The sequence below is a fragment of the Candidatus Margulisiibacteriota bacterium genome (assembly GCA_028706105.1).
Lineage (GTDB): Bacteria > Margulisbacteria > Riflemargulisbacteria > GWF2-35-9 > DYQY01 > DYQY01.
The window spans coordinates 1-25786 of the sequence record JAQWCF010000004.1 but is presented as its reverse complement, the minus strand read 5'-3'; the positions used below and the strand labels follow the sequence as shown (position 1 = coordinate 25786).

General features: G+C 33.5%; 19 protein-coding genes. 7 read left to right on the top strand and 12 right to left on the bottom strand.

Translation table 11 applies throughout. The features are described 5' to 3' along the window. Window positions 1–2: 2 nt before the first annotated feature. Window positions 3–2078, bottom strand: a complete 2076-nt coding sequence (locus PHF25_00840) for a glutamine synthetase III (protein MDD4526565.1) — start codon at window positions 2076–2078, stop codon at window positions 3–5. A 229-nt stretch (window positions 2079–2307) separates the two neighbouring features. On the opposite strand from PHF25_00840, the gene PHF25_00835 reads away from it, so the two are divergent. After that, window positions 2308–3687, top strand: coding sequence for a hypothetical protein (locus PHF25_00835; protein MDD4526564.1), 1380 nt, complete (start codon window positions 2308–2310; stop codon window positions 3685–3687). Between the two features lie 50 nt (window positions 3688–3737). On the opposite strand, the gene ettA is transcribed toward PHF25_00835, so the two are convergent. Continuing rightward, a complete protein-coding gene (gene ettA, locus PHF25_00830; GenBank protein MDD4526563.1) occupies window positions 3738–5417 on the bottom strand; it encodes an energy-dependent translational throttle protein EttA in 1680 nt (559 codons plus the stop codon). A 200-nt stretch (window positions 5418–5617) separates the two neighbouring features. Between ettA and PHF25_00825 the strand changes: the two genes are divergently transcribed. The 6 genes from PHF25_00825 to PHF25_00800 all read left to right on the top strand — a co-directional run bounded on the left by PHF25_00825 (window position 5618) and on the right by PHF25_00800 (window position 14117). Then, window positions 5618–7903, top strand: coding sequence for a PAS domain S-box protein (locus PHF25_00825; protein MDD4526562.1), 2286 nt, complete (start codon window positions 5618–5620; stop codon window positions 7901–7903). A 58-nt stretch (window positions 7904–7961) separates the two neighbouring features. Further along, window positions 7962–9236, top strand: coding sequence for an aminotransferase class III-fold pyridoxal phosphate-dependent enzyme (locus PHF25_00820; protein ID MDD4526561.1), 1275 nt, complete (start codon window positions 7962–7964; stop codon window positions 9234–9236). Further along, a complete protein-coding gene (gene rlmB, locus PHF25_00815; GenBank protein ID MDD4526560.1) occupies window positions 9236–9973 on the top strand; it encodes a 23S rRNA (guanosine(2251)-2'-O)-methyltransferase RlmB in 738 nt (245 codons plus the stop codon). Before PHF25_00820 ends, rlmB begins: the two co-directional genes overlap by 1 nt. 3 nt (window positions 9974–9976) lie before the next feature. Next, window positions 9977–10462 carry a peptide deformylase gene (gene def, locus PHF25_00810; GenBank protein ID MDD4526559.1) on the top strand — a complete coding sequence of 162 codons (486 nt, stop codon included), beginning with the start codon at window positions 9977–9979 and terminating at the stop codon, window positions 10460–10462. Next, on the top strand, window positions 10459–11292 hold the full coding sequence (locus PHF25_00805) for a methionyl-tRNA formyltransferase (protein ID MDD4526558.1): 834 nt from the start codon (window positions 10459–10461) through the stop codon (window positions 11290–11292). The genes def and PHF25_00805 overlap by 4 nt, the downstream gene beginning before the upstream one ends. Before the next feature lie 68 nt (window positions 11293–11360). Further along, window positions 11361–14117 carry a hypothetical protein gene (locus PHF25_00800; GenBank protein ID MDD4526557.1) on the top strand — a complete coding sequence of 919 codons (2757 nt, stop codon included), beginning with the start codon at window positions 11361–11363 and terminating at the stop codon, window positions 14115–14117. Window positions 14118–14120: 3 nt separating this feature from the next. Here PHF25_00800 and PHF25_00795 read toward each other — a convergent pair whose 3' ends face one another. From PHF25_00795 to PHF25_00750, 10 genes are all read right to left on the bottom strand, one after another. Further along, window positions 14121–16103, bottom strand: a complete 1983-nt coding sequence (locus PHF25_00795; GenBank protein MDD4526556.1) for a hypothetical protein — start codon at window positions 16101–16103, stop codon at window positions 14121–14123. A 96-nt stretch (window positions 16104–16199) separates the two neighbouring features. After that, the gene (locus tag PHF25_00790) at window positions 16200–16349 is read right to left on the bottom strand and encodes a hypothetical protein (GenBank protein MDD4526555.1); all 150 of its coding nucleotides are present in this window, start codon (window positions 16347–16349) and stop codon (window positions 16200–16202) included. Window positions 16350–16365: 16 nt separating this feature from the next. Beyond that, the gene (locus tag PHF25_00785; GenBank protein ID MDD4526554.1) at window positions 16366–17403 is read right to left on the bottom strand and encodes a hypothetical protein; all 1038 of its coding nucleotides are present in this window, start codon (window positions 17401–17403) and stop codon (window positions 16366–16368) included. Between the two features lie 256 nt (window positions 17404–17659). After that, the gene (locus tag PHF25_00780; GenBank protein ID MDD4526553.1) at window positions 17660–18163 is read right to left on the bottom strand and encodes a CvpA family protein; all 504 of its coding nucleotides are present in this window, start codon (window positions 18161–18163) and stop codon (window positions 17660–17662) included. Then, a complete protein-coding gene (gene purE, locus PHF25_00775) occupies window positions 18163–18612 on the bottom strand; it encodes a 5-(carboxyamino)imidazole ribonucleotide mutase (GenBank protein MDD4526552.1) in 450 nt (149 codons plus the stop codon). The genes PHF25_00780 and purE overlap by 1 nt, the downstream gene beginning before the upstream one ends. Window positions 18613–18622: 10 nt before the next feature. Then, a complete protein-coding gene (locus tag PHF25_00770; GenBank protein ID MDD4526551.1) occupies window positions 18623–19321 on the bottom strand; it encodes an SIMPL domain-containing protein in 699 nt (232 codons plus the stop codon). A 28-nt stretch (window positions 19322–19349) separates the two neighbouring features. Then, window positions 19350–20543 carry a condensation domain-containing protein gene (locus PHF25_00765; GenBank protein ID MDD4526550.1) on the bottom strand — a complete coding sequence of 398 codons (1194 nt, stop codon included), beginning with the start codon at window positions 20541–20543 and terminating at the stop codon, window positions 19350–19352. After that, window positions 20530–23511: an amino acid adenylation domain-containing protein gene (locus PHF25_00760; GenBank protein ID MDD4526549.1), complete on the bottom strand. Its 2982-nt coding sequence runs from the start codon at window positions 23509–23511 to the stop codon at window positions 20530–20532. Before PHF25_00760 ends, PHF25_00765 begins: the two co-directional genes overlap by 14 nt. A gap of 31 nt (window positions 23512–23542) precedes the next feature. Beyond that, on the bottom strand, window positions 23543–25672 hold the full coding sequence (locus PHF25_00755; GenBank protein MDD4526548.1) for a hypothetical protein: 2130 nt from the start codon (window positions 25670–25672) through the stop codon (window positions 23543–23545). After that, on the bottom strand, window positions 25653–25769 hold the full coding sequence (locus tag PHF25_00750) for a M48 family metallopeptidase (protein ID MDD4526547.1): 117 nt from the start codon (window positions 25767–25769) through the stop codon (window positions 25653–25655). The genes PHF25_00755 and PHF25_00750 overlap by 20 nt, the downstream gene beginning before the upstream one ends. Between the last annotated feature and the right edge of the window lie 17 nt (window positions 25770–25786).

Here is a 25786-nt window from a genome sequence, read left to right as displayed (position 1 = left end):
TCCTATATTCTTCTAAATAATTGTTGGTAAGTAGCAAAAGGCCAATATTCTTTGGAAACAATTTCTTCTGCTTTATCAACCAATTCCCTTAGTTTGTCTAAGTCATCGCCACATTGGCAATAAGACCTTGCCTGTTCAAACAACTCATTCAGGCAACTCCCAGTAGTTTTGTTATTAATCTGTTCTACAGAATCATGAATGCTTTTATATAAAACTTCTAATTCTTTTATTTGCTCTACAATCAAACCTGTCTTGGAAGAAGTAGCCGAAACTAACAATGATAACTGTTTAAGTATTGCCGGCATGACTTCTGTTCTAGCCATCTCACAAGCAGATTGAAATTCAATTTGCTTGGTTCTTACGTATTGTTTAAAACGAATATTCTGTCTTGCCAATAATTCTTTTTCAGAAAGCACCTCAAATATTTTATAAACCTCTAAAACCTCTTTGCTGACCATTCCTTTCAAAGCTTCGGGAGTATTATCAACATTTCTTAACCCTCTTTTTTTCGCTTCTTTTTTCCACTCCTCTGAATAACAATTTCCTTCAAAGTGAATATCCTTCGTTTCCTTAATCATTTCCCTCAGCACCAATAAAACGTTCGCTTTTGGATCACCATTAAGTTTCACAATCTTCTCATAAATTTTTTCATAGCCTTCAGTAATCATTAAATTTATCAAAGTAACTACTTCTGAACAATTTTGGGATGAACCAACTGACCTAAACTCAAATTTATTTCCAGTAAAAGCCATAGGCGCAGTTCTGTTCCTGTCTGAAATATCTTTAGCTACAGAGGGAAGTTGACGGATGCCTAAACTAATTTCTGCCATTTTCTTCTCTGTAACTTTATTTAATTTTTCAATCTCTCCTAACAAAGAAGATAAATAATCTCCCAAATAAACAGACATAATATTGGGAGGAGCTTCTGTCCCGCCCAGTCTCTTCTCGTTTCCCGCATCTAAAACTAATGCATTGAGAAAATTTGCATATTTTTTTACACCAATCATCATCGAAACTACGGTCATTAACAAAGTTATATTTCTAAGTGGTGATGCTGATGGTTCAAGATAATTTACGCCCGTATTATCTCCAATAGACCAATTAACATGTTTACCTGAACCATTTACGCCTTTAAATGGCTTTTCGTGCAACAAAGCAACCAATCCATGTCTTTCTGCAACTTCTTCAAGAATATCCATAATCTGCAAGTTGTGATCAATTGCTAAGTTTTGTTCCTCATATAATGGGGTTATCTCAAATTGGTTAGGAGACACTTCATTATGTCTCGTCTTGGCTGGAATACCTCTCCTAAATAATTCTCTGTCGAAATCTTCCATAAACACTAATACTCTTTTTTTAATTGTTCCAAAGTAATGGTCCTTCAATTGCTGATTTCTAATAGCAAGCCTTCCGAACAAAGTTTGCTTACATATCTGTAAATCTGGTCTTGTTTCATACAGCTCTTTATCAACTAAAAAATATTCCTGTTCAATGCCCAACCAAACATTAATTCTTTTGGCATTTCTGTTGCCAAGCAACTTCTGCAACTTAATCCCTACATTGTTTAAAGCTTTCTTGCTTCTCAGTAAACCTGTTTTTTGGTCAAGAACATCACCAGTCCAAGAAAGAAAAACCGAAGGAATAACCAATGTCTTTGTATCTTTTGCCTCAATTAAAAAAACTGGAGAAGTCGGGTCCCAGGCAGAATAACCACGTGCTTCAAAGGTAGACCGAATCCCACCACTTGGGAAAGATGAGGCATCAGGCTCTGATTGAATTAATTGAATCGCTGAAAGCCTTTCAATAAGCACACCTTCTTCATCATAGCTAATAAAAGAATTATGCTTCTCGGCCGTTCCCCCTCTTAATGGTTGGAACCAATGAGTATAATGTGTAGCTCCATTTTCAATCGCCCACTCTTTCATACTATGAGCAACTTCACCTGCAATTTCTTTATCTAATGTATCGCCTTTAACAATAGTATTTATTAACTGACTATAGACTTTTTCGCTAAGCTTATTTCTCATAACTTCTTGAGTAAAAACTAGCTCACCATATCTATCCATTATTTGAGACAATTCTTGCTCCTTAATACTATTTTTTTAATTTACTGGTTTATTTTACTTGATAAATTATTAAATAGCTAGAAACATGCATGCAAAAAAGACATTTTTTACGAAAATTGCTATTTAAGACAGCGAAAACTAGCATATTTCGCCCACCTCAACAAACAAAGCACTTTTGTTGCTAAAAAGCATATTGTTTAATATCATTAGACTATTATTAAAATATAAAGGAGCCTAAATCATGACAATGCCTAAAAGTATCACCTATCTATTTCTATCTATATTATTAAGTTGTTTTACTTTTGCCAATATTGATTCCGTTGAAGCCGAAGTTAACAAAAATGTAACTTCTTCAGGTTCTAAGAGCACTAAAACAACACAATCCTCCAGTGGCTACAAACAAGACGTTAAGGTAATCAACTCACAATATGAGTTTAATTATAGAAAGTTTGAATCAAAAGACTTTTCTGATTGGTACAACCTTTTAATACAAGCTATGTCATATGAACATTACTTTAAATACATGGAAAAGGGTTCGATCACTCATCGTGGGGATGTTTTGAAACCTCTAGAAAATGGGATTTATCCAGGCTCAAAAATTAATCTAAATGATATGGTTACCTTAGCAAAAACAAAAATATCTCTTCTTAATTTTTATGATAATTTAATCCGTAAAGGGGTACTAACAGAACGAGGATTTATCAATAAAACAGAGTTTTTTACTGGTAACTTTGAACAATATGACTTTAGTTTCCTTCTAGATGCAATCAAAACAGTAGAGTTGCCTATCAATGACACAAGGCTTGCCGAGGAGCTCAAAAACGAACTCTATAATTATATCTTAGCTAGCAGTAAAGTTTTGGTAGTTAACAAACTAGAAACAACACGTTATGAATCTAACAAAGATGGATTTTTTGATAATCTAGTAGATAACTTAGCGGGCAGTTTTATGGGAAACATCTTCTACCCAGACAAAGTCAAAACTCAAAAATCGACCGTCGGCTGGAGCTCCAATTTAGACCTTAATCAATACTTTGGCGTTTATTATCTATTTAACAATTATCCCTTTGCAGATGGCTATGGATTCACTCGCCTTTTTGGGAAAAACCAAATGCAAGTCTTAAATTACAGTCTACTCCAAGATCTTGAAAAGAATTTATATAATGACACTTTCTCCTACCGATCTTATACCGCAATTCCAGCTGCTGGGAAAAGCACGCCTTTTACTGGCTATGGAATAAGTGCTTATCAAGTTAGAAATAACTCAGATTCATTCCAATTCTACAATTTATTTGGAACAGCTGGAGGGGCATTTCAAACTGGAGCAATGCATTTCGACCTAGGGTTATCTTTCAAGAGAGGAATACCGAATGGGCTTGGTATTTATTGGGGCTACGGAGCAGAGTTTTTACTATTCCAACCTCTTAGTTTTATCTTTGAACATAACGGAGCAATTCAACCAAAATACTTTAGCAACTTAGATAGTTGGGGAAGCAACTGGAGTTATACCCAAATACAAACTGGATTAAAAATTAATTTAGGACAACTTGCATTAGGCGCTGGGTATCAATGGTGCACAGGAATGGATGGCTGGACAGCATTTGGATCGTTTGTATTTTAAAAATATCCAAACAAAGGTGTTCTCCGTCAAAGACGGAGAACACCAAACAATTACCCTCTAGTTAATTTGCGATACTTTATTCTATGTGGCTGATCGTTACCAGTACGTTTCTTTTTATCTTCAGCATACTCTGAATAATTACCTTCAAACCAAACAACTTTACTATCACCCTCAAAGGCTAAAATATGTGTTGCAATTCTATCCAAAAACCAACGATCATGGCTTATTACTACAGCACATCCAGCAAAATTTTCTAAGGCATCTTCTAACGCTCTAATTGTATTAACATCCAAATCATTGGTAGGTTCGTCCAATAAAATAACGTTTGAACCTGACTTTAGAAGCCTGGCTAAATGTACCCGGTTTCTTTCTCCTCCTGATATCTGACTTACTTTCTTCTGTTGGTCAGTACCTGAAAAATTAAATCTTGAAACATAGGCACGAGAATTAATTTCATGCTTACCCATTTGAATAACTTCTTGCGATTCTGAAATAACTTCCCAAATACTCTTATTTGGATCCAGTTCATCCCTAGACTGGTCAACATAAGCGAGTTCTACAGTTTCTCCAACTTTAATTGTTCCAGAATCAGGTTTTTCTTCACCAATTATCATTTTAAAAAGAGTTGATTTACCTGCACCATTAGGACCAATAACCCCAATTATCCCTCCTGGTGGCAAAGAAAAAGTCATATTCTCTACTAATAATCTATCGCCATAACCTTTAGAAACATTTTTTGCATCTATCACTGAAGTGCCAAGTTTTCTGCCTGTTGGTATAAATATTTCTAATTCCTTTGACCTTTTCTCTTGCTCATCTGCAAGCAAAGTTTCATAAGCTTTAATGTGTGCCTTAGCCTTAGTTTGTCTTCCTTTTGGAGTCATTCGAATCCATTCTAATTCTCTCTTTAAAGTTTTTTGTCTCTCTAATTCCGACTTTTCCTCACTCTGTAATCTTTTTTGTTTCTGCTCTAGCCAAGAGGAATAATTACCTTTCCACGGTATACCTTCGCCTCTATCTAACTCCAAAATCCAACCAGCAACATTATCCAAAAAATATCTATCATGAGTAACTGCAATTACAGTACCTTCGTAACGTTGTAAATGTTGCTCTAACCAATCAACAGTTTCAGCATCAAGATGGTTTGTTGGTTCATCTAACAATAAAACATCTGGCTTTTGCAATAATAGTCGACATAAGGCAACACGTCTCAACTCGCCACCAGATAAAACTTTTATAAGAGTATCGCCTTCTGGACAACGCAACGAATCCATTGCCATTTCTAGTTTAGAATCAACATCCCAAGCATCCTTGGCATCAAGTTGTTCTTGTACCTTTCCCTGTCTTTCAAGTAATTTATCCATCGCCGCATCTGACATTGGCTCAGAAAATTTATCATTAATCTCATTATATTCTTTCATTAAATCAACAAGCTCTTGCATTCCCTGCTCAACAACTTGCCTTACTGTCATGTTTGGATCAAGTTTTGGCTCCTGCTCTAAATAACCAATTGTGTAGCCAGGAGTTAAGGAAATCTGTCCCTGAAAATCCTGATCTACTCCAGCCAGAATTCTTAAAAGCGAACTCTTACCTGAGCCATTCAAGCCTAATACGCCAATCTTTGCTCCATAAAAATAAGACAAAGAAATATCCTTAAGAATTGGTTTCTTATCATAAAACTTACAAACCTTGTACATTGAGTATATTATTTTATTTATTTCATCAGCCATATTTTGTGCTCCTTAACTTTTCATTAATTATAAAGCGAACTACTGCTTTGTGGCTACTTGGATTTACTAACAGCAATTAAAGCTACTTTCTGACATAAAATTGACTTAACTTTGGTGACTACTATATAATCGAAATACGCTTATAGCTTGATGCTTTCTTGAAAATCAAAGGAAACAACATACGCTAGTCAGGACGAACAATGGATGAATCATTCATTAATGAATTACTTGATAACGCCACTGATGGCATTATAATTGGTGACGCCAACAAAAACATTATTTATATTAATTCTACTCTCTTAAAACTATTAGGCATATCCGCTGACGACGTTATTGGAAAGCATATCTCACTGCTGCCATGGGAAGAACAAAGCATTAAGGCTTTACCTTTTCGTTTTGATCTTATTAATCAAGATAAAACTATCACGACTACAAGAACATTGCTCAAAAAAAATGGACAAAAACTTCCTGTTGAAATGGCTAGTAAACTCTTGGCTAGTGGGAACTACCAGTCAATCATTAGAGATATAACTGAAAGAAACATCATTGAGCAATCGCTGATAGAGAATGAAAAAAAATACAGGGTACTCTTTGAAAATATGATAGTGGGATTTGCCACACATGAAATGATTTATGATAAGAACGGAAAAGCCATTGATTATAAATACATAGAAACCAATCCGGAATTTGAAAAGCTAACTGGGCTGAAACAAAAAGACGTTATTGGTCACACAGCCAAAGAAATCATGCCAAACACAGAACAATACTGGATTGATACCTACGAAAACGTTATAAAAACAGGAAAACCTATGGCCTATGAAAACTATGCCCAAGAACTAAAAAAATACTTTAATGTATGGGCTTTTCCAATTAATCAAAATACTTTTGCAGTCATGTTCACAGACATTACAGACAGAAAAATTGCTGAAAAGGTGTTATCTTTAGAAAAGCGTCTCTTCGAATCAGTAATTGAAAGCTTACCTGTAATGCTATTTCTAAAAGAAGCTAAAGAATTACGTTTTGCTCTAATGAATCGTGCAGGAGAAAAATTACTTGGAATTCCCAAAGAAGAACTTTTAGGGAAAAATGACTATGATATTTTTCCTAAAGATCAAGCTAAATTTTTTATTGCAAAAGACAGAGAAACTTTGCAAAAAAAAGGACATCTAGATATATCAGAAGAGCCAATCCTAACCAAAGATAAAGGAGAAAGAATTCTAAGAACTCTTAAATTACCGATTGTTGATAAAAAAGGCAAACCAGAATTTCTGTTAGGTTTTTCCATAGATATTACGGATCAAAAATTCACTGAAAGAGAAAAAGAAAAACTGCAAAAACAGTTAGCTCAATCACAAAAAATGGAATCAGTTGGACAATTGGCTGGTGGAATAGCCCACGATTTCAACAATATGCTTGGGGTCATTATTGGACAAACAGAACTTGCACTTAAAAAAACAAATCATTCTAGCCCATTATATCCTAACCTATTAGAAATCCTTAAAGCGTCTGAAAGATCTTCAGAATTAACCAAGCAACTACTTACTTTTGCTCGCAAACAAAATATGTCGCCAAAAATTATAGACCTTAATCAAACAATCGAAGAATTGCTAAGTTTGTTAATCAGCCTCACAGGTGAAAATATCTTTCTTTCCTTTGTGCCTGGAAAGAATATTGGAAATGTTTACATCGATCCGTCCCAACTTGACCAAATACTGACAAATATTTGCATAAATGCCAAGGACTCAATTGAAAACACTGGAAAAATAATTATAGAAACCAGCTTGTCTGCCTTTACCCCTGAATACTGCAAAACTCATACCGATTGTTTGCCTGGAACCTATATACAACTAATTATTAATGACGATGGACAAGGAATGACTGATGACACACTCTCAAAAATATTTGAACCTTTTTTTACAACAAAAGAATTCGGGAAAGGGACTGGTCTAGGATTAGCAACAGTTTATGGGATTGTAAAACAAAACAACGGATTTATTAACGTATCTAGCAAACCAGGAGCCGGAACAACCTTTAAAATTTATCTACCAAAATGTAATGAAAGTAAAGCCACGGAAAGTTTATCAAACAACAAGACACAAAAAGACATACATAATTGTAACAAAAAAACTATACTTCTTGTTGAAGATGAACCCATGGTTAGAGAAATGACCACAGACATGCTTGAATTAATAGGACATACCGTCATCTCCGCAAAAACACCCGAAGAAGCAATAAAAATAGCTACTTCTAATAAAGCAAAAATAGATATTCTGCTTACTGATATGATTATGCCAAAAATGAATGGTAAAGAATTGTCGCAAAAAATATTCTCCCTCTGTCCCAAAATAAAATGTTTATTTATGTCAGGCTACACAGCTGAAGTAATTGCTAAACACGGTATTTTGGAAACTAATATTAGTTTTATTGAAAAACCCTTTACCATTGAAACTCTCAAAAATAAATTACAAGAAGCTTTTAATACATAAAGATTAACTTCATCCTTTTTGCTTTTCACTTTTTGCTTTTCTCAGTTATAATACGTTTATGAGTATTCTAAAAGATAAAGCTAAAAAATACATATCACCTGTACTAGGTAAATATTTTCCTGACTTTGAAGTTATCAGCGGAGAAGGTATTTATTTGTACGACTCAGACGGCAAAAGATACATTGATTTCACTTGCGGGATAGGCGTTACCAATACCGGTCATTGTCACCCAACAGTTGTCAAAGCAATTACAAAACAAGCCTCACAACTAATTCATATCTGTGCAGGCATTGCTCATTATGAACCCCATATTAAACTTGCCGAGCGTCTTGTTAACATATTACCTTTTAAGGAAGCCTCTGTTGTCTTCTCTCAAAGCGGATCAGAAGCTATTGAAGCAAGCTTAAAACTAGCCAGATATGTAACTAAAAAGAAAAAACTAGTTGCCTTCACGCATTCTTTTCATGGAAGAACGCTGGGAGCCTTGTCCGTAACCTACAAAGAAAAATATAAAAAAGGTTATGAGGGATGGCTAATTGATGATGTTATACGTTTAGATTATCCCTACTACTTCCATCATAATACAATGGAATATCACGACTATGTTTTCCAATGTATCGCAAATTTTAAAAAAGCTATCTTGGAGAACAACGACATTGCAGCGGTTATTATTGAACCCATACTTGGGGAAGGTGGCTATGTTCCCGCTCCAGTTGAATTTATCCAAGAACTAAGAAAATTCACTGAAGAACAAGGGATTCTCCTAATATTTGATGAAGTACAATCTGGCTTCGGACGTACAGGAACAATGTTTGCCATGGAACATTATGACGTTGTTCCCGACATTGTTGCCCTTGCAAAAGGGATTGCCTCTGGCATGCCACTTGGTGCTTGCGTTGCCAAAAAAGAACTAATGGACCAATGGACAACAAGTGCTCATGGTGGAACATATATAGGAAACCCCGTTTCCTGCGCAGCCTCACTGGCCACGATATCTGTTATTGAAGAAGAAGGGCTACTCGAAAATGCCTACGAAATAGGAAAATTTATTACCTCTCTCCTTCATGAAGCCCAAAAAAAACTTCCAGTTATTGGGGATGTTCGTGGTGTAGGTCTTATGATTGGAGTTGAGTTTATCGACCCTGTCACCAAAGAACCTTCTCCTGAAATTGTTAAAAAAATTAAAATAAAAGCTTTAGAAAAAGGACTAGTTATTATTAGTTGCGGAGACAGCGACCAGTGTCTACGTTTAATCCCAGCTTTAATTATTACAAAAGCACAAGCCAAAGAAGCGATAGATATACTAATTAGCACTATCCAGGAATGTCTTTAATGAAGAATGTCGTCGTCGGCAAGAATGCAGTACTCCAACTGCTTCTTACTGGTCAAAAAACTCATCAACTTCTTATTAATAAAAGCTCCAAACATGATGAACGCATTAGCGCAATTATAGAAATTGCAGAAGGCAACAATATCCCTTATCGTTTTGTTGAACAAAAAGACCTTGATGTGAAATGTAGAAATGTAAAACACCAAGGAATTATTGCTCATATACCTAAGCGTCAGTTTGTTGAAATAGAAGATATCCTAGAATATGCAGAAGAATTAGAAGAACCACCTTTTATTCTAATTCTAGACGGAATTGAAGACCCACATAACTTTGGCTCTATCGCCAGAACTGCTGTAGCTGCAGGCGTACATGGAATAATTGTTCCTAAAACAAAACAAGCAGAGATTACGCCTATTGTTTCCAAAGTTAGCACGGGAGCAATTGACCAAATATTAATAGCAAAAGTACCGAATATAGCTAGCGCTATTGAAACACTAAAAAAACAAAATGTATGGGTAATTGGAACAGATATGAATGCTGAAACTAGTTATGCAGAACAAGACTATGAGATGGGATTAGCCTTAGTTATTGGAAACGAAGGTAAAGGGATTACTAGACTTGTTAAAGAAAAATGTGACTTTCTTATCAAAATACCAATCAGCTCATCCATCGACAGCTTGAATGCGGGTGTCTCGGCTGGTATTATGATTTTTAAAATCAAAGAAAAAAGAGATGAATAATCTATGTCTAAAAGAAAAATACTAACCATCGGAAATCCTTTACTAAAGAAAAAAAGCAAACCTGTGACTGCTATTACAGATAAAATAAAAAAAGTAATCAAAGATATGATGGACACCATGTATTCTGCTAATGGCTGTGGTCTTGCGGCAATTCAAATAGGCGAACCTTTAAGAATTATACTTGTGGATACAAGCGACAAAAGAAACGAGCTATGTATAATGATTAACCCAAAGATAACCCACAAAGAGGGCGAAATAATTTTCACAGAAGGATGTTTAAGCGTTCCTGGTCTAGAAGGAGATGTTCTAAGAGCCAATAAAGTTACAGTAAAGGGAAAAGATGAAAACTTTAAAGACATAGAACTAAACGTCGAGGGGTACCCTGCCGTTGCTTTCCAACACGAAATAGATCATCTAAATGGTAATTTATATATAGAAAAAGCCCTGGAAGGCACAACTAAATCCGTAGATGCACAAGACAATATATGATAAACAAGCTTTTCTTTTTTGGCACACCCGCTTTCTCAGCAAACATCTTACAAGGTCTCATAACAAACAATATTCCAATCTCTGGAGTGATCACTGGTCCCGATAAAAAGCAAAATCGTGGACAAGAAATTATGCCCTCAGAAGTAGCAATTGTTGCAAATAAAAATAACATAACTGTCTTCAAGCCAGCGACTATTGAAGAATTAACAGTTATTTTAAAGAAAGAAGCTCCTGACCTTTGTTTGATTATTGCTTATGGCATGATTTTCCCAGCAGAAATAGTCAACAGTTTCAATTTCATCAACATCCATACTTCTCTGCTCCCTAAATACAGAGGACCATCTCCTGTGCAAAGCTGCCTGCTTAATGGAGACAAAATTACAGGCGTAACTTTAATGAAAATAGACACTGGTGTAGATGATGGAGATATTATTAGTACAAAAACCGTTAATGTTTTCGAAACAGAAACAGCCGAAAGTTTATTTAAAAAACTTGAAACAGCTAGTATAGAACTTTTAACAACCCAACTTAAAAAACATAACGAATGGACATATTCTCCTCAAGCATCTGAAGTTGCCACTTTTACTAAAAAAATAAAGAAAGAAGATGGCTATATAAGTTTGCAAACAGAAGAACACTCCACAATCTACAGAAAGTTCCAAGCCTATTACCTTTGGCCAGGAATTTACACTTTTCAAGATGAACAAAGGATAAAAATAACCGACTTAAAATTCACCAACAATAAGCTTGAAATCATATCAGTTCAGAAGGAAGGGAAACGGCCCATACCTTATAAAGATTTCCTTAATTCTAACAAACCGCTCATTTAATTTGTTCATCAGACATTATCTATAGTATAATAAAAATTAGTCTAAATAAGTAATTATAGAGGATAGTAATGGGAAAAGAAAAAGAAAAAAATATTACTGTAACCGCTACTGATCAAAATAGAACGATCAAACTTGAAAACCCTAACCTAAAAATAGTCTCCAAGCAAGGAGATCAAATCTCTGTCCAAAACTTTTTTGAACTATTCCATGCAGTAGATAGAACTAAAAAAATTAAAAAACAACTTGATAAGGAAATAAGTATGCTTAAAAAAATCAAAATTTCTTTTCAAAGAAAAATTAACAAATTTAAGACAGCCAAACTTCTTAGCCTTAGAAAATTAAAAGAACAAGAAACTTATCTGATGAGACACTATGAAGACATTGTTTCCAAAATGAAAGCCAAGGCTCACAGTGAAATATCAACTCAATTCTCTGATTTCAAAAAGGAAATATCAGAAGAAAAAAGTAAATTAGTTAATGAAATTTCCATAGAAAATAACACAATCACTCACAGCATAAAATTAGCTGAGGAAAACCTTGCTACCCAATACGCCCAGCTTGAAACAACTATAGAACAAACTAAACATAACACAATAGAAGAAATAGCCTCGATTAAAGAGGAAACGCTAATAAACATCGACACTAAAAGCGAAGAAACGCAAACTGAATTATCGATTTTCAAACAAGAAATAATAGAAGGTAAAAAAGAACTTGCCAAACAAACTACAGCTTTCAAGCAAAGTATTGCCGAAGAAAAAGAAAACCTATCTAAAGAAATATCTTTAAAAACAAATGAAGCTACAACTTCTATTGAAAATAAGAATAAAGAAACCATGCTAGAAATCTCTGCTTTCAAACAATACATTGACGACACAAAGGAATCCACAATTAAAGAATTTGAAAAAACAATAACAAACAATCTTACTAACTTTGAAATATTAAAAGAAACTGCCATTACTGAAATTAATTCTAAAAACAAACTAATTGATGTGAAAATAGAAACATTAACTGACCAACTAATAGAACTTCAACAAACCATGATTGTAGAAATTGAGAAAGCCAAAAACTCTGCTTTACAAGAACTTGATGACACTGGCACGAGCAGAGAAAACTTCAAAAAATTTACAAAAATTAGCCAAGATTACATTAGAAATACTATTGGTAAGGCCTTATCCGAAATAGAAACAGTCAAAGCGTCCTTGTCCTCTGACATAGCAACACTCTCGGCAACAGCAACTCAAGAAATTTCTGAAATAAGACAATCAGCTACTAAACAAAAAACAGAAGTAGAAACAGAAATTATTGAACTAAAATCAAACTTACAAACAGAAATGGAGCTTCTTAGAAAAAATAATGAAGAAGAACTAAGAACTATCTCCAAACGCACGAAACAAGAAAGCACAGAAAATCTTAAAAATATTTTAGGAAATATTGAAGAATTTAGCAGTAAAACCAAAGAAGAAATCAAAGATTTAACTTCTAGGTTTGAAGCACAACAAGAAATAATGCTAAAAAACACTTACAAAGACTTGCAAACACTACAATCTAAACTTCAAGAAATAGACAAAACTGAAGACATCCAAGCTATCCATGACGAATTCAAAAAACTAAAAGAAATAAACGAAACAACGCTTGAAGAAGTCAAGTTAAGCTCCAATAAAGCTATATCCAACAGCATTAATGAACTCTTCAATAGAATGAATATTTTAAAATCCACTAACGAGAATGAACTAGAACTAGTCAAAACACAAATCACAGAACATGAGCAACTTTTTTACGACCAAGTTCAACAGAAACTGGATAATTTATTAGAAATATCTAAAGCAGAAAACGAACAACAATTGCAACAAACGACACTCATGGTCAATGAATTAAAACAAGAAACAGAACAAGAAATACAATTAATCAAACAAGACCTTGATACTGAAAAGCTTCAACTTATTGAAACCGCAATGAATGACTTAAGTAAACTAAGATCAGAAATCCACCAAAAGGCTGAAAGTCAAATATCAGAAGCCACTGAGCTTCTTCATAACTTCAAACTTACCTTCGAAAAATCACAAAAAGAACTGCTTCTCCAAAACAAAGAACAATTCGTTCAATTAGAGCAAGATGCTAACCTAAAAATGCAAGAACAACTTAACTCTGTCAAAACTTACCTCGAAGAAATCAAAACAGACTCCATCAAAAACATCCACGATATAACCAAAGATGTTGAAAACGAACAAATGGTTCTAAATAAACTTATCGTTCAAGTTAAAGGGATCAAGACAACTTTAGAAACCGGCGTTTTTGCTGACTTAAACAGCACTATCCAGAACATTGAAACTATCAAACAAACTCATACAACCGAAATGACAAATCTTAAAAATGAAAACCAAAAAACACAACAAGAAAGTATCAGGCAGTTAAAGATGATGGTAGAAGAAACTATCGACACTAGACTACAAGATGCACTCCAAAAAATAATCGTTCTTCAGGACCAACTCAAAACAGAGAAAACTCAATTAACAGAATCTAGCATCAAGCTAAATAAACTCCAATCGCAAACACAGCAAGAACTCTACGAGCAACTAGAACAAACGCTCGCAAATGTTAACTCTATCAAAGAAGAAGCAGAGTCGTCTATCAAACAATTAAAAAGTGAATCGTTCACTGAAATACTCAGCATCAAAAAAAGTTTACATCAAGTTATTGGCTATCTAAAAAAACAAAAATCTCAATCAGAGAAAAAACTACTAACTCCAACTTTAATAACTAGAAAAGAAACCGAAGACCATGATGAGCTAATCAGCATGCTTATCAAAGAAGGACTTAGCCTGTAAGAGTTACTGTTGTCGCTGCGCGGCTTGTTCCGCCCTCAACCTCTCCATCACTTCTGCTGGAATTGCTCCTGTTCCTGGCGCTCTAGAAGCTCCAGTATCAGTTTCCTCTGCTGAGTCTGCTGCTGGTGTAGCTGTTTTGCCTAACATCGCTTTTCTTAACGCATCGTATTGCACATCAGTTAACCCTTTTTCTGGTGGTGTATTACCACCATCTGTTTTAAATTGATCGCTTGCTAAATATTGAATCCCTGCACTGAGTTTGGTTGCAACATCAACAGAAGTATCAGCTCCTGTTCTCAAGAAACGGCTACTTTTGGAAGTTTCTGGTCCATAACAAATATCCATTAACCTTCCAATAACAGTAACCTCATCCGTAATCTTATCATCATGTAAAACCTCAACTGCTGTTTTTATCTTAGCTTCACGCTCAGGAACCATCCCCATTAACCTATCTGCCACTTCTTCTATCTTAACCTTTTCCTTTAAATCAAACCAATATGTATCATATATCCTGTCTTTATCTTTACTTAATCCTCTTGAAAACTCCTCAGTAAAAATTTCTGCTATTGTCATATCCTTAGGTATTTGCTTATCTTCCTTCCCATATTTAGCCTCTATCTTGTTTGCGGCTTCATTAATCATCGCACCTAATTTAGATTCTTCCCCAAATTTTGTCCATTCTCTATGAGTATCATCTATCTCAATAACGTTTGCCTTTTGAAGATCGCTAATGAATAAATTTAGCAACTTCAATGAATCATCTTTATACTCAGGATATTTCGCTGCCCAAAGTTTTCTTACCCCCAGGTGGTTCTTAAAAAATTCATCAGCCTGGCCTTTTGTTTTAAATATATCCTGATAACTATCTAGCTGGTTCTCGTCTCTGAATACAACTTTTCCTGTTATATTATTGCTACTAGCAAATAACAAAAACCCTTCCTTGAATACTTTAGAAAAAACATCAAAATCAGATTTGTCACCATGAATACCTGTCATATATCTTTCACCATTTGCAAATATTGTGTTAATGGCCCAAGCTCCTATTTGTGTGCCTTCTTCTTGCTTTGTCGCTTCCTCTGCAAAAGCTAAAATGAACGTTGAAGCAATGTTTTTAATGCTATCTATATTATTATTCTCTGCCCATATTCCATAATCTGCATTAGGCAATGTTGACAGATACCCAACAAATTCTCCCCACTCTTCTTTTACCTTTTTTGTCCTAGTAACACCCAAAAAATTAGTTGGGTCATTTATAGTTTCCATCAATGTATCCAACGCTTTATCAATCCCATCTAATACACCACTAGCTTGTTTCGTTAAATCATCACTTTCTGATCTCGCATCCTTGCATAACCCATTCACGAATGTTGTTCCTTTTGCTAAAACCAACAACGCAACTCTTTTTTTAAATTCTGCACCATCCAGATTCATTGGGATGCCGCCTGTTCCCCAACTTTCAGATAACTTTTTATATGTCTCTACATCTAAATTGGCATCAACCCTACTTATTGCTGCATAGGCGGCGTCATTAATCTTTACCATACTTTTGATATGCGCATCCCACTTATCGCCACTAACATCCAAAACATCTTCAGCTGATGTGTCAACTGTTCCGGTCGAAAAAAACGTTTCTGCCTTCTCATCTTTTCTTACCGAATCCAATGCTTTTGCTAACTTTTCTGCAGTAATAGGGGTTCCTTCCTGTTTTAACGCTGCTCTAAATTCTTTTACACCCTCTGGAGTATAAAACTCATCACCTTTTGAATTATCTTTACCAAATACATCCTCTACTTGAGCAAAAAGACTAGTATTGGTCTTTGCCAAACCGTTAAGAAGTGTTGAGAATGCTGCTTTCTGTTCAGGTAATGCACTATTACCAAGAACCCTCTCAGCTAATGCATCTGCTGCACCATCTTTTAAGCAACCATCTGCTACAATAAGAGGGTTTTCAATATTTCTAGCACTAGCGATTACATCAAAACTCATAACTTACTCCCCTATTTCGTCATTTCGTAACTTCATCTACTCGTCTCCTCGATACAATTTTGCTATGCAAAATCACTCAGACCTGTATTCGAAGTGTTAATCAAGCCAACTCATCAAATCTTCGACAATTCCCTCTTCCTGATAACTAGCTACTGTTGATAAATTCTTTGTTTGTCTTTTTTCTTTAACTTCTTTACTAACTTTAGGATTCCAATCTTCCTGAACCTGATACTTACTTTTTAACATAACCGTTTACCTCCCCTTAAATTCCTAATTCTCCTCGCAACCAAATGTCCTGAAAAAAATCCTTAACACCACTAGTAACTGAAGCATCAATAATTTGCTTTGCTTTACTAAGATTTTTTTCATTCACTGCACTAATAAATGCGTTGAATTCTGTATCATTTATCCGTGGCTTCATTAAATCTAGCTTTTCTTTAGAAGCAAATTTATCTAAAACGCTTTCACTCTTGTTGTCAGCAAAATCCTGTTTAATTTTTTCTATACTCGCAAAACTAATTACTATTGCTGGTGTATCCGTTATTGAACTCAAAAAAGCATAAGCAGCCTTTACAGCATCAACATCTCCACTAGCAATTTTAGACATAAGTTTTTCCAAAAATGCCTTTGCTTCAGCTTTATCTTCAAATGCCTTTTCAGCCATCTGCTTAAGTACTTCCATCCATAATTGATGATTTTTTTCCATAGCTTCAATAATCATTTTAATAACTTCGCTTCTAGCTTCTGATGCCATTTTCATAATAGCAATTATTATTTTTGCACTAATATCTGATGGATCGGAAGTTAGAGAAGATAAAATCTTTTTTAAATTATTAGTATAAACAGCTTTAGCGTTCCAAACGTCTGGCATCTTGTCAAAACGTTCAAAAACTTGACCAAGAAAATTTGCGAACTTGGGGTCCTTCATAAGCTCATCCAACTTTGATAACCCCTCTATATTGCCTTTTGAAAGAGAAATTTTTAACCCAACAAGATTACCCTCTTTATCAACATTCACTTCCGTAATACCTAAAGCTGAAAGAACTTCACCTAATTGTTCAAGTAATTGAACTGCTTTAGGGTTAGCTCCAAAAATAAGTTCAGCTAGCATACTCTTTTGTTGAGCAGGTGTTTGTCCTGAAAATGGATTTCCTCCACCGTCAGCGGAAACATTAACAGTAAAGTTTATCTTGCTGTCACCTTGTCCGATTACTACTAGGGGAGAATTGGAAGCCATATTACTTCCTGGTCTCCATGGATCCACCCTCTTAAATAAGTTTGTTAACAAAACTGATGGCATTATTATTTATCCCCTTTTTTTATCCCTATTAATAATATATCGTAAGCTATGCATCTAAATTCCCACTTATTTTCATAAAACAGAAAATATAGATATATTATTAGATACTTATCTACTATGATGCCCAGAATTTTTGGTTTTAAACATCCTCACCCCCTTAATTCAAAATTATGGTATTCCCATAAACAATAATCCCCCTCTCCATGCTTCATGGAGAGGGGGAAAAACGCACAATAATAATATAATTTAAACTTGTTTAGGGGGTGAGGTCTGGAATAAACTCTTTAACAAATTCCCAATTAGAAACCTTATTAAAACTTTTATAGACAAAAGATTTGTCCAGATAAGCTCCAACAGAATCAATAGTAATCTTATCAATAATAACAATTAGAATAAATATCAACAAAGACCACTTAAAGAAGTTCAAGACCAACCCAGCTATACTATTAGCTATGCCCATGGGGCTTATTTTGAGGATTTTCGTAACTATTCTTCCCCACACTACAAAAAAAACAAAACTAAGCATATAGACCAAAATATAAGCCGCAAAACCAGACCAAGAAACAGTAAACTTCAAATAATCAGCCATCCATCCTTTAAGCACCAACGAATACTGGTTTGCTACATAAAAAGAAACAATAACCGCTAATGAATCAAATAAAATATTAAAAAACCCACTAATATAGCCTCTATAGCTAAAATATATTAACAATAAAACAACTACAACATCAACAATGTTAATGCTTGAGAGAATTTCCATTATGAGTTTTTCATTTCCTCTTTATGTGCTAATAATTTTTCTTTTACAGCACTATTACTTATCCCTATCATTTGTGCAGCCAAAATAGCAGAATTCATAGCTCCATTAATTGCAACTGTAGCAACAGGAACTCCCTTTGGCATTTGCACAATAGAGTATAACGAATCCACACCCCCTAAGTCAGAAGTCTTCATCGGAACACCAATTACTGGCAAGATTGTATGCCCTGCAATAACACCAGGAAGATGAGCAGATTTACCAGCAGCAGCAATAATAACTTTAAATTTTTTATCAGCATCTTTGGCAATTCCTAGAACCTTTTCTGGCGTGCGATGAGCAGAAGCTACTTCCACTTGGCAACTTAATCCAAATTTTTCTAAAGTATCTATACATTCCTGCATAACTGGCATATCGGAATTACTTCCCATTATTACTAAAACGTCTTTCATTACTGCCTCCTTAAAATTCGTATATCACGTTGACTTGAGCATTTACTATCATATCGCCAACTTGGTACTGTGTACTTGTATCAGCTGCGGCCAAAGTTTTCATTTGCATGCCTTCTGCTCTTAAGGGCTGAGCAAAGCTTCCTGCTTCTTGAATTTGTTTAATTTTAATTTTCCCAGTATTCATAGTCCCAGCAATTAGCTCAGCCTTCTTCTTGGCATCAAGCAAAGATTGTTTTAAGGCTTTTTGTTTATATTCATCTATCTTAGAACTAGAAAAAATAATCTGACCAACATTGTTTAGACCATTCTCAACTGCTAAATCAATCACTTCACCAATCAACTTTAAGTCCTTTAACTTAATCTTCAGATTCTGGTCTATTGTGTAGCCTGCGAACTGTCTTTTTCCGGAAACATACTCATATGTATTATTCACGCTAAATCTCTCTGTAGAAATATTATCTTTTGGAACGATTCCCTTTATTTTATCTAAAAAATTATTTATTTTATTATTAATTTCTTTTTGCCCTTTTGTTACATCTTGAAAAACACCATTTACTCCGACTGAAACATAAGCTATATCTGGTTCAAAAGAAATCTCGCCTTTACCGTTAACAGAAATCATATTGATTTTACTATCGCCATTATATGCAACTGCAAATACTGTAAGAACACTTAACAAACATACCACCACTATTAATCTTTTTTTCATTTTGTTACCTCCTAATGATAAAATCATTTTAACATATGACCCTATTTATTGTTTCCCACAAACTTGAAATTACTTCATTTATTTTTTCTTCACCTATACTTTTATGATAAACCAATTGTATCTGATGATTATCAATATAAAAAGTTATTGGACAAACGGATTCTTTACTTTTTAAAGTATATCCATAAATATCTTCTGACTTCTGATAACTTTCAAAAGAAACTATAACCGAATAAAAATCCGTTGATAAAGAAAGTTTTCTAATAGGAAATTGCTGATGCCTGAAAGCTTGTCTTACCCTCTTTGATAAATCAAAAATGTCCTTCTTAAATTCACTGTTGCTTATTTTTATTGGTAAAGAATTAGTGAAAAGGCCAGGGTTATTCTTTTCCTTTCTATTTAATCTATTCAAAAAATGTACACCCAAATAATAACAACTAGAAGCGTCCATCTCACAAAATGTTACTCCAACAAGATAAAGCCAAAAAACAAAATCTGAAACATTATGTTCCTTAGCAATTGCAGTTAATCTTTCCTTTTTAAAATTATCTATAACCATATATTTCACATTACTTTTAAAATCGGCGTTATTTATTGGTGATGATAAACTTAAGTCCTTTTCTTTAATATTCAGTTCCCTCTGCCAATACTCTTTGTCTTTCAGCCAAGTTATCGAGTTAATATACTCTTTTTGCACAATCAAATAGTCGCGATAATCACTCTCTTGTGTAGTAAAAATGGCAGGATTAATGTTCTCTATTAATTGCTGATATACTGTCATCATTTTATTTAGCATAATTTTAACTCCAAAAAAATCTGACAACAAATGATGTATTTTTAAAAAATAAAATTGAGTTTGAGTTGTCTTTATTGTTGCCACATAAATGAGCTTATTCTCTTTAGATAATAAAGAACTATCCATTTTCTTTTGCATCCAATCCATTGCACTTTTATCGTCAACAAGATAATCTATAAATTCATAATCAAAAGCTACAAAATCATCAAAAACTTGATAAGGCACGCCATCATCATCAACCAAAATATGTGCTTTGAAATTGGAATAGCTATTCAAAGCAATGGAAATTGCCTTCTCTAATATTTGATGATTAATCTCAGCATCTAGCTTACAATAACCACCAATGTTGAATAAACTTCCAGTAGAATAAAACTGTTCAGCAATCCACATCTCTTCTTGTTGAAATGAAAGACTATATTTTTCCATCTTCTATTTCCCGTACTATTTCTAACCACCTATTTTTGTCACAAGGCAAATAAGAACTGAGAAACAACTTATCCCCTGATTGTGCAAAATTAAAAGTAATTGCTGTTGGCCAACTTGAGTGCATGTTTTGTTTGATGTTTTCTGTACTATATAACTCGGTACTATCATCTACTTCAGTTCTATAGTGAAAAACAACAATCTTCTCCATTCCTTCTCTCTCTAGCTTTACGTTGCTTGCAAATTTTTTAATAATTGGATGCGTATACCTAACAGAAAACCATTTAAAAGATTTCATATTGGTAAACGTTAATGTCGCTTTCTTTCTTAGAAAATTTATATCATTAATTAATTTTTCAAAAGTTCCTCCTAAACTTAACACACAAGGAATAAAGTCAGTAAACTCACCTATAGTCTTGCTAAAAATACCATCCTGATATGCCCGCGTATCTTGAACCATAAAAAATGGTACATCTAACTCAAACAAATTGTTTGATATTTTCTTAAATATCTCTAAGGACTGAGTGTAGCTATCTTTTTGCTTATCTAAAACAAACTCATAATTATATAACCTAATCTGTTCCAACGAATATTCTGGAAAACTTTCTACTGCATTATTAAATTCTTTCAACCTAAATTCTTTAACTATATCCTCTTCACTTAACAAGGAACCTTTTTTTAATAACTTTAAATATTCCTCATATTGAACAGTATTGTCTAGCTTTCCTAAAGAAAAATAACTCTTCACAATATCTGCACCAACCTTGTTATGAATGGATTCATCCATACAAAAAACAAACATAAACTTATTGTCGGAGATCTTTACAAACAAATGCCTATAAGGGAACCTACTTAATTTATCTTTAATAAGATAATATTCTTTAATAAAAGGCAACATACTAAGAATTTGTGATTGTTCAAAATGATAATCACTTAAATCTACCAATATTGGCAAGATATCTTCTGGCAACTTAAAAACTAACCAAGCCAATTTATCCTCGACATTAAGTGTTGATCTCAATAAATCTTGTTCTTTTAACAAACAAAAATGTTTCTCAGCAAGCTCATTAAAAGATTTATCATTAAACAATAAATAATCAATATTGTACTTTTCTCTCTGAATTGTTCTAAAGCTTGCTTTAAAGGATTCCAAATCAAGTATTTTTTCAACTCCACTTAAAATCAATTTATTAAAAAAAACTATTTCTGACTGTCGCAACTCACCTAGTTTAGTTTTTATAAGCTCAGCGCTTATTAATTCGCGCTTACAGCTATATTGAATCAAGGGCTCTTGCTCCTTTGATAAAATCATTAAATCTATAAAGGAATTAATGCTATTGGTAGCATAAATGTCTGATATTTTTGCATTGAATTCTTGTTGCTTTAGTTTATGAAGAATTCTAATCATTGCTAAGGAGTCAGCACCCTGCGCACCAATACTTCTATCCATAAACAATGGCTTTTCTAAAACTTCTCCAAGAATTGCAATTATTACATTTTTGGGTTGATAATTTTCTTTTTCTTCGTGCATTTTTGTTTTAAGGGAAGAAATTAAAGCTTGCCTATCAATTTTCCCACTAACTGTCCTTGGAAGCGAATCCAATAAAATGATTTCAGTAGGAACCATTTGTTCCGGCAATTTTAATATAATCTCAGCTAGAATGCTTTTTTTATCTAAAGTTGCCACAACAAAAGCGACAACCTGAGGTTTAAAGGAGTCCTTCCCAACATTCAACGCTACAGCTTCTTTTACTCCACTTATTTCTCCTAACACTCCATTTATTTCACTTAATTCAACCCTATATCCATTTACTTGTATTTGCTCATCATTCCTGCCCAAAAACAACAAATCTCCCGAAGACATTTTTTGTACTGTATCTCCAGTTCTATAACAATTAATTCCCTTAAATCTTATAAACTTACCTTTGTCCATTGCCTCATCCAAATATCCCTCAGCAACACCATCTCCACCAATTAACAGCTCGCCACATTCACCATCACTAATCAGTTCTAGATTACTATTAACAACAAATACATGAGTATTGTTTAGTGGTTTACCAATTAACATTCGCTGCTCATTAATTCTATCATCCATGTTTTTAGTTTCATATACAACGCTCTCAATAGTACACTCTGTAAGACCGTAACCATTTACCACCCTTGCTAAGGGAAAATTAGCAATCATCCACTTGTAGTCTAATTGGGAGCAAGCCTCTCCACCAACAACTATTTGTTTTAAAAAAGTGGTACCCAGACTATTTTCTATAACTTGCTCTAGTACCAGTCTCATATAAGAAGGGATAAATTCAATAAGATTCGGTTTATACTTATCAAAAACTTGAACCATACTTGCAAGATTTAACCTATCTTCTTTATTTACAATAATTAGAGTGCCAGAAAAAAACAAAGATTTGAGAAGATTACCAATGAACATGTCAGTGCTAATGCTAGAAAGTTGTAATACACGTGGCAAAAAATCTAATAATCCATAAAATTCTTGCCAAGCAGCTATCAAGCTTTCAATATTTTTTCCACTAATTTTGACTCCTTTAGGATTCCCAGTTGAACCAGAGGTGAACATTATATAAGCAATATTTTCATTTTTAAGTGATTCATTTACATTGCAAACCTGAATATTAAGAAGATTATCCTTCTCAGTCAAAATCATTTTAGCCTTTGACTGCTCTAAATAATTTTGACACCTTATCTTTGGAGTATTCTCATCAAAAGGAAGGACTGCTGCACCTAATTTCCATATAGCCAAAAGACTAGCAACAGAAAGAAAAGAACATGTCATGTAAAGAGCAACAACCTCACCTTCAATAAGTCCATTAATTTGTAATTTCTCGGAAATGTTCTTAATTTCTTCTAAAAGATAAGCATAGCTATACTCTGTGCCATCGTAAATTATTGCAATATTTTCTTCATTATCTTTTGTTTGTTCTAAAAATAAATTATAAATATTTACCAAACATCTCACTCCCTATAATAAAACTATTGTATCATTCCTCACCTATAATTTCAGTAAAACTCTTATTAAGATATTCTCTAAACCCTACAGAGTTTACTGCATAAGGAAAGCGAATAAAAACCTCACAAGAGCCAGACATTATTGTTATAACAAACCTAATACCTTTCAGCCATCTATTAATTACTAGTTCATCACTTTCACTAAAAAGTTCATCTATCTGAATGTCTCCTTGTTTAAAATTAAAGAACAACAAGCTGTCTGTCTCAGCAAGTTTTCCAACTATCTTTTTAACTTTTTGTTGCAACTTTTTGTTTTTAAATTTTGTATTAAGTAAAATATTTTTAAAATGTATTCCATGGGAATTAACATATGCCAAACTTGACTTTATATAATTAAGATTTGCCTCTACATTTAGCTCAGTATTAATAATTAGAGGAACCTCATCAATAAAGGCTCCAATGCTGTTAACAAATTCTTCAGAAGAAAAAAATCTAGTATTATGCAAAAAAACTATCGGAACTTTAGTAAAAGGAAAATGATAACGAGCAAAAAGAGTAAATACTTCCAACGCTAAACTAAGCTCATCAACGCTACTTTGTGGTAATTTAAATTTATAACTGAAATTTTCTGATGATGGATTGCTTGCTATCATTTTCTTAATAAAAGAAGCATACATTTTTGTATGATTATTAAAATCATCCAAGTATAAATCACAAATTAGTTTTTCTTCATTGTCATATTTGTTTATAATGACTTTATTCAAGAAATCCTGATAAGAAGCTGTTGTTGGATAATCTTTATAACCACTTTTAGCAACTTCTAATAAATAGCTATCAATTAACTGATTGCCATAATCATCGTGAATACTATCATCCATAAAATACCACAAAAAAGTCTCACTCAAATTTATTTTCACAACTATTGCCCTAAATAAAAATTTTCTATATTCATTCTTATTAATATAGTACTCACTCAAAACATTATAAATAAAATCGTAACTAGAAAACACTTCATAACCTGATAGGTCCAAACAAGGAATTTCATAATTACACTCATCGAAAATATCCCAAGCATATTTATCTAGCCCAGTTTTAACTAAGCACGCTCGCAAAAGATCGTTCTTATTCATAAGGTCCGCAACTGCTCTTCTGACGTTATTAACCGAGTTACTAGCTATTCTCACTTTAGAAACAAAATATTTATTTCTATAAAACTTACGTAAATCAAATGAATATAACGGATCGACTAACCTATATCTTTTTTCTTTAGATAAAAACTCTTTAAATATCAACCCTTCACTTCTAAATAGCTCTGATAATAAATTTTTAGCACTCATTTCATCTAGTCTAATATATTCTTTATTAGAAAAATATTGAGGCTGAAGACTAAAATCAAATCTATCATGACAAAACTCGATTATTTTCTCATAATCTAAAAACTTTTTCTCCAAGTCAGTATTTAGTTCAATTACTCTTTTCTGCAACTTTGAATGATGAACATTTTCAATCACAACCCCTTGCCCAAAGACCTTTTCTAACACTTGATTCGCAAATAATATATCATCAATTTTTTCATCATCAATGTATGTACTATAAAAGTCATCAAAAGAAAAACTCTTATAAATATCCAAATAACTACATTTATAGCCTAAAACATTTAATTCTGAGGCAATTTTGATAGCCTCTAAAGAATCTGCTCCCATACTCACAAAGGCACAATCACTTGAAAATTTTTCTCCTAATATGTTTACCCAAACTCTTTTTACAGACTCTTTCGCTTCATCAGAACTTAAACTTTGTATGTTTTGGTCTGGAACGCTAATTGGTAAAGAAATCAATGCCTTCCTATCAACTTTACCATTGGGTGATAAAGGAATACTATCCAACTTTTGGAAAAAATTTGGGATCATATAAGAAGGGAGAGACAATCGCATTTTTGCTAATAATTCATTCTGAGGTATCTCCTGAAATGAATTATAATAAGCAACTAAAACTTTATTGCCATTAATTTCTGGACTTACAATAACTGCTTTTGAAATTCCATCTATACTCTCCATACAAGATTCAATATCTCCTGGTTCAATTCTATAACCCCTTATTTTAATCTGAAAATCTTTTCTTCCAATAAACTGGATATTACCATCAGATAAAATCCTTGCCATAATTTTTAGGAGCTTTTACAAGTTCATAATTAATTGTAATTTTCTTTTTTGCTCTGTTACAAGAACCCCATCTTGATTTCATTTTGCGTATTTTCATATCTGGTTTATTTACAC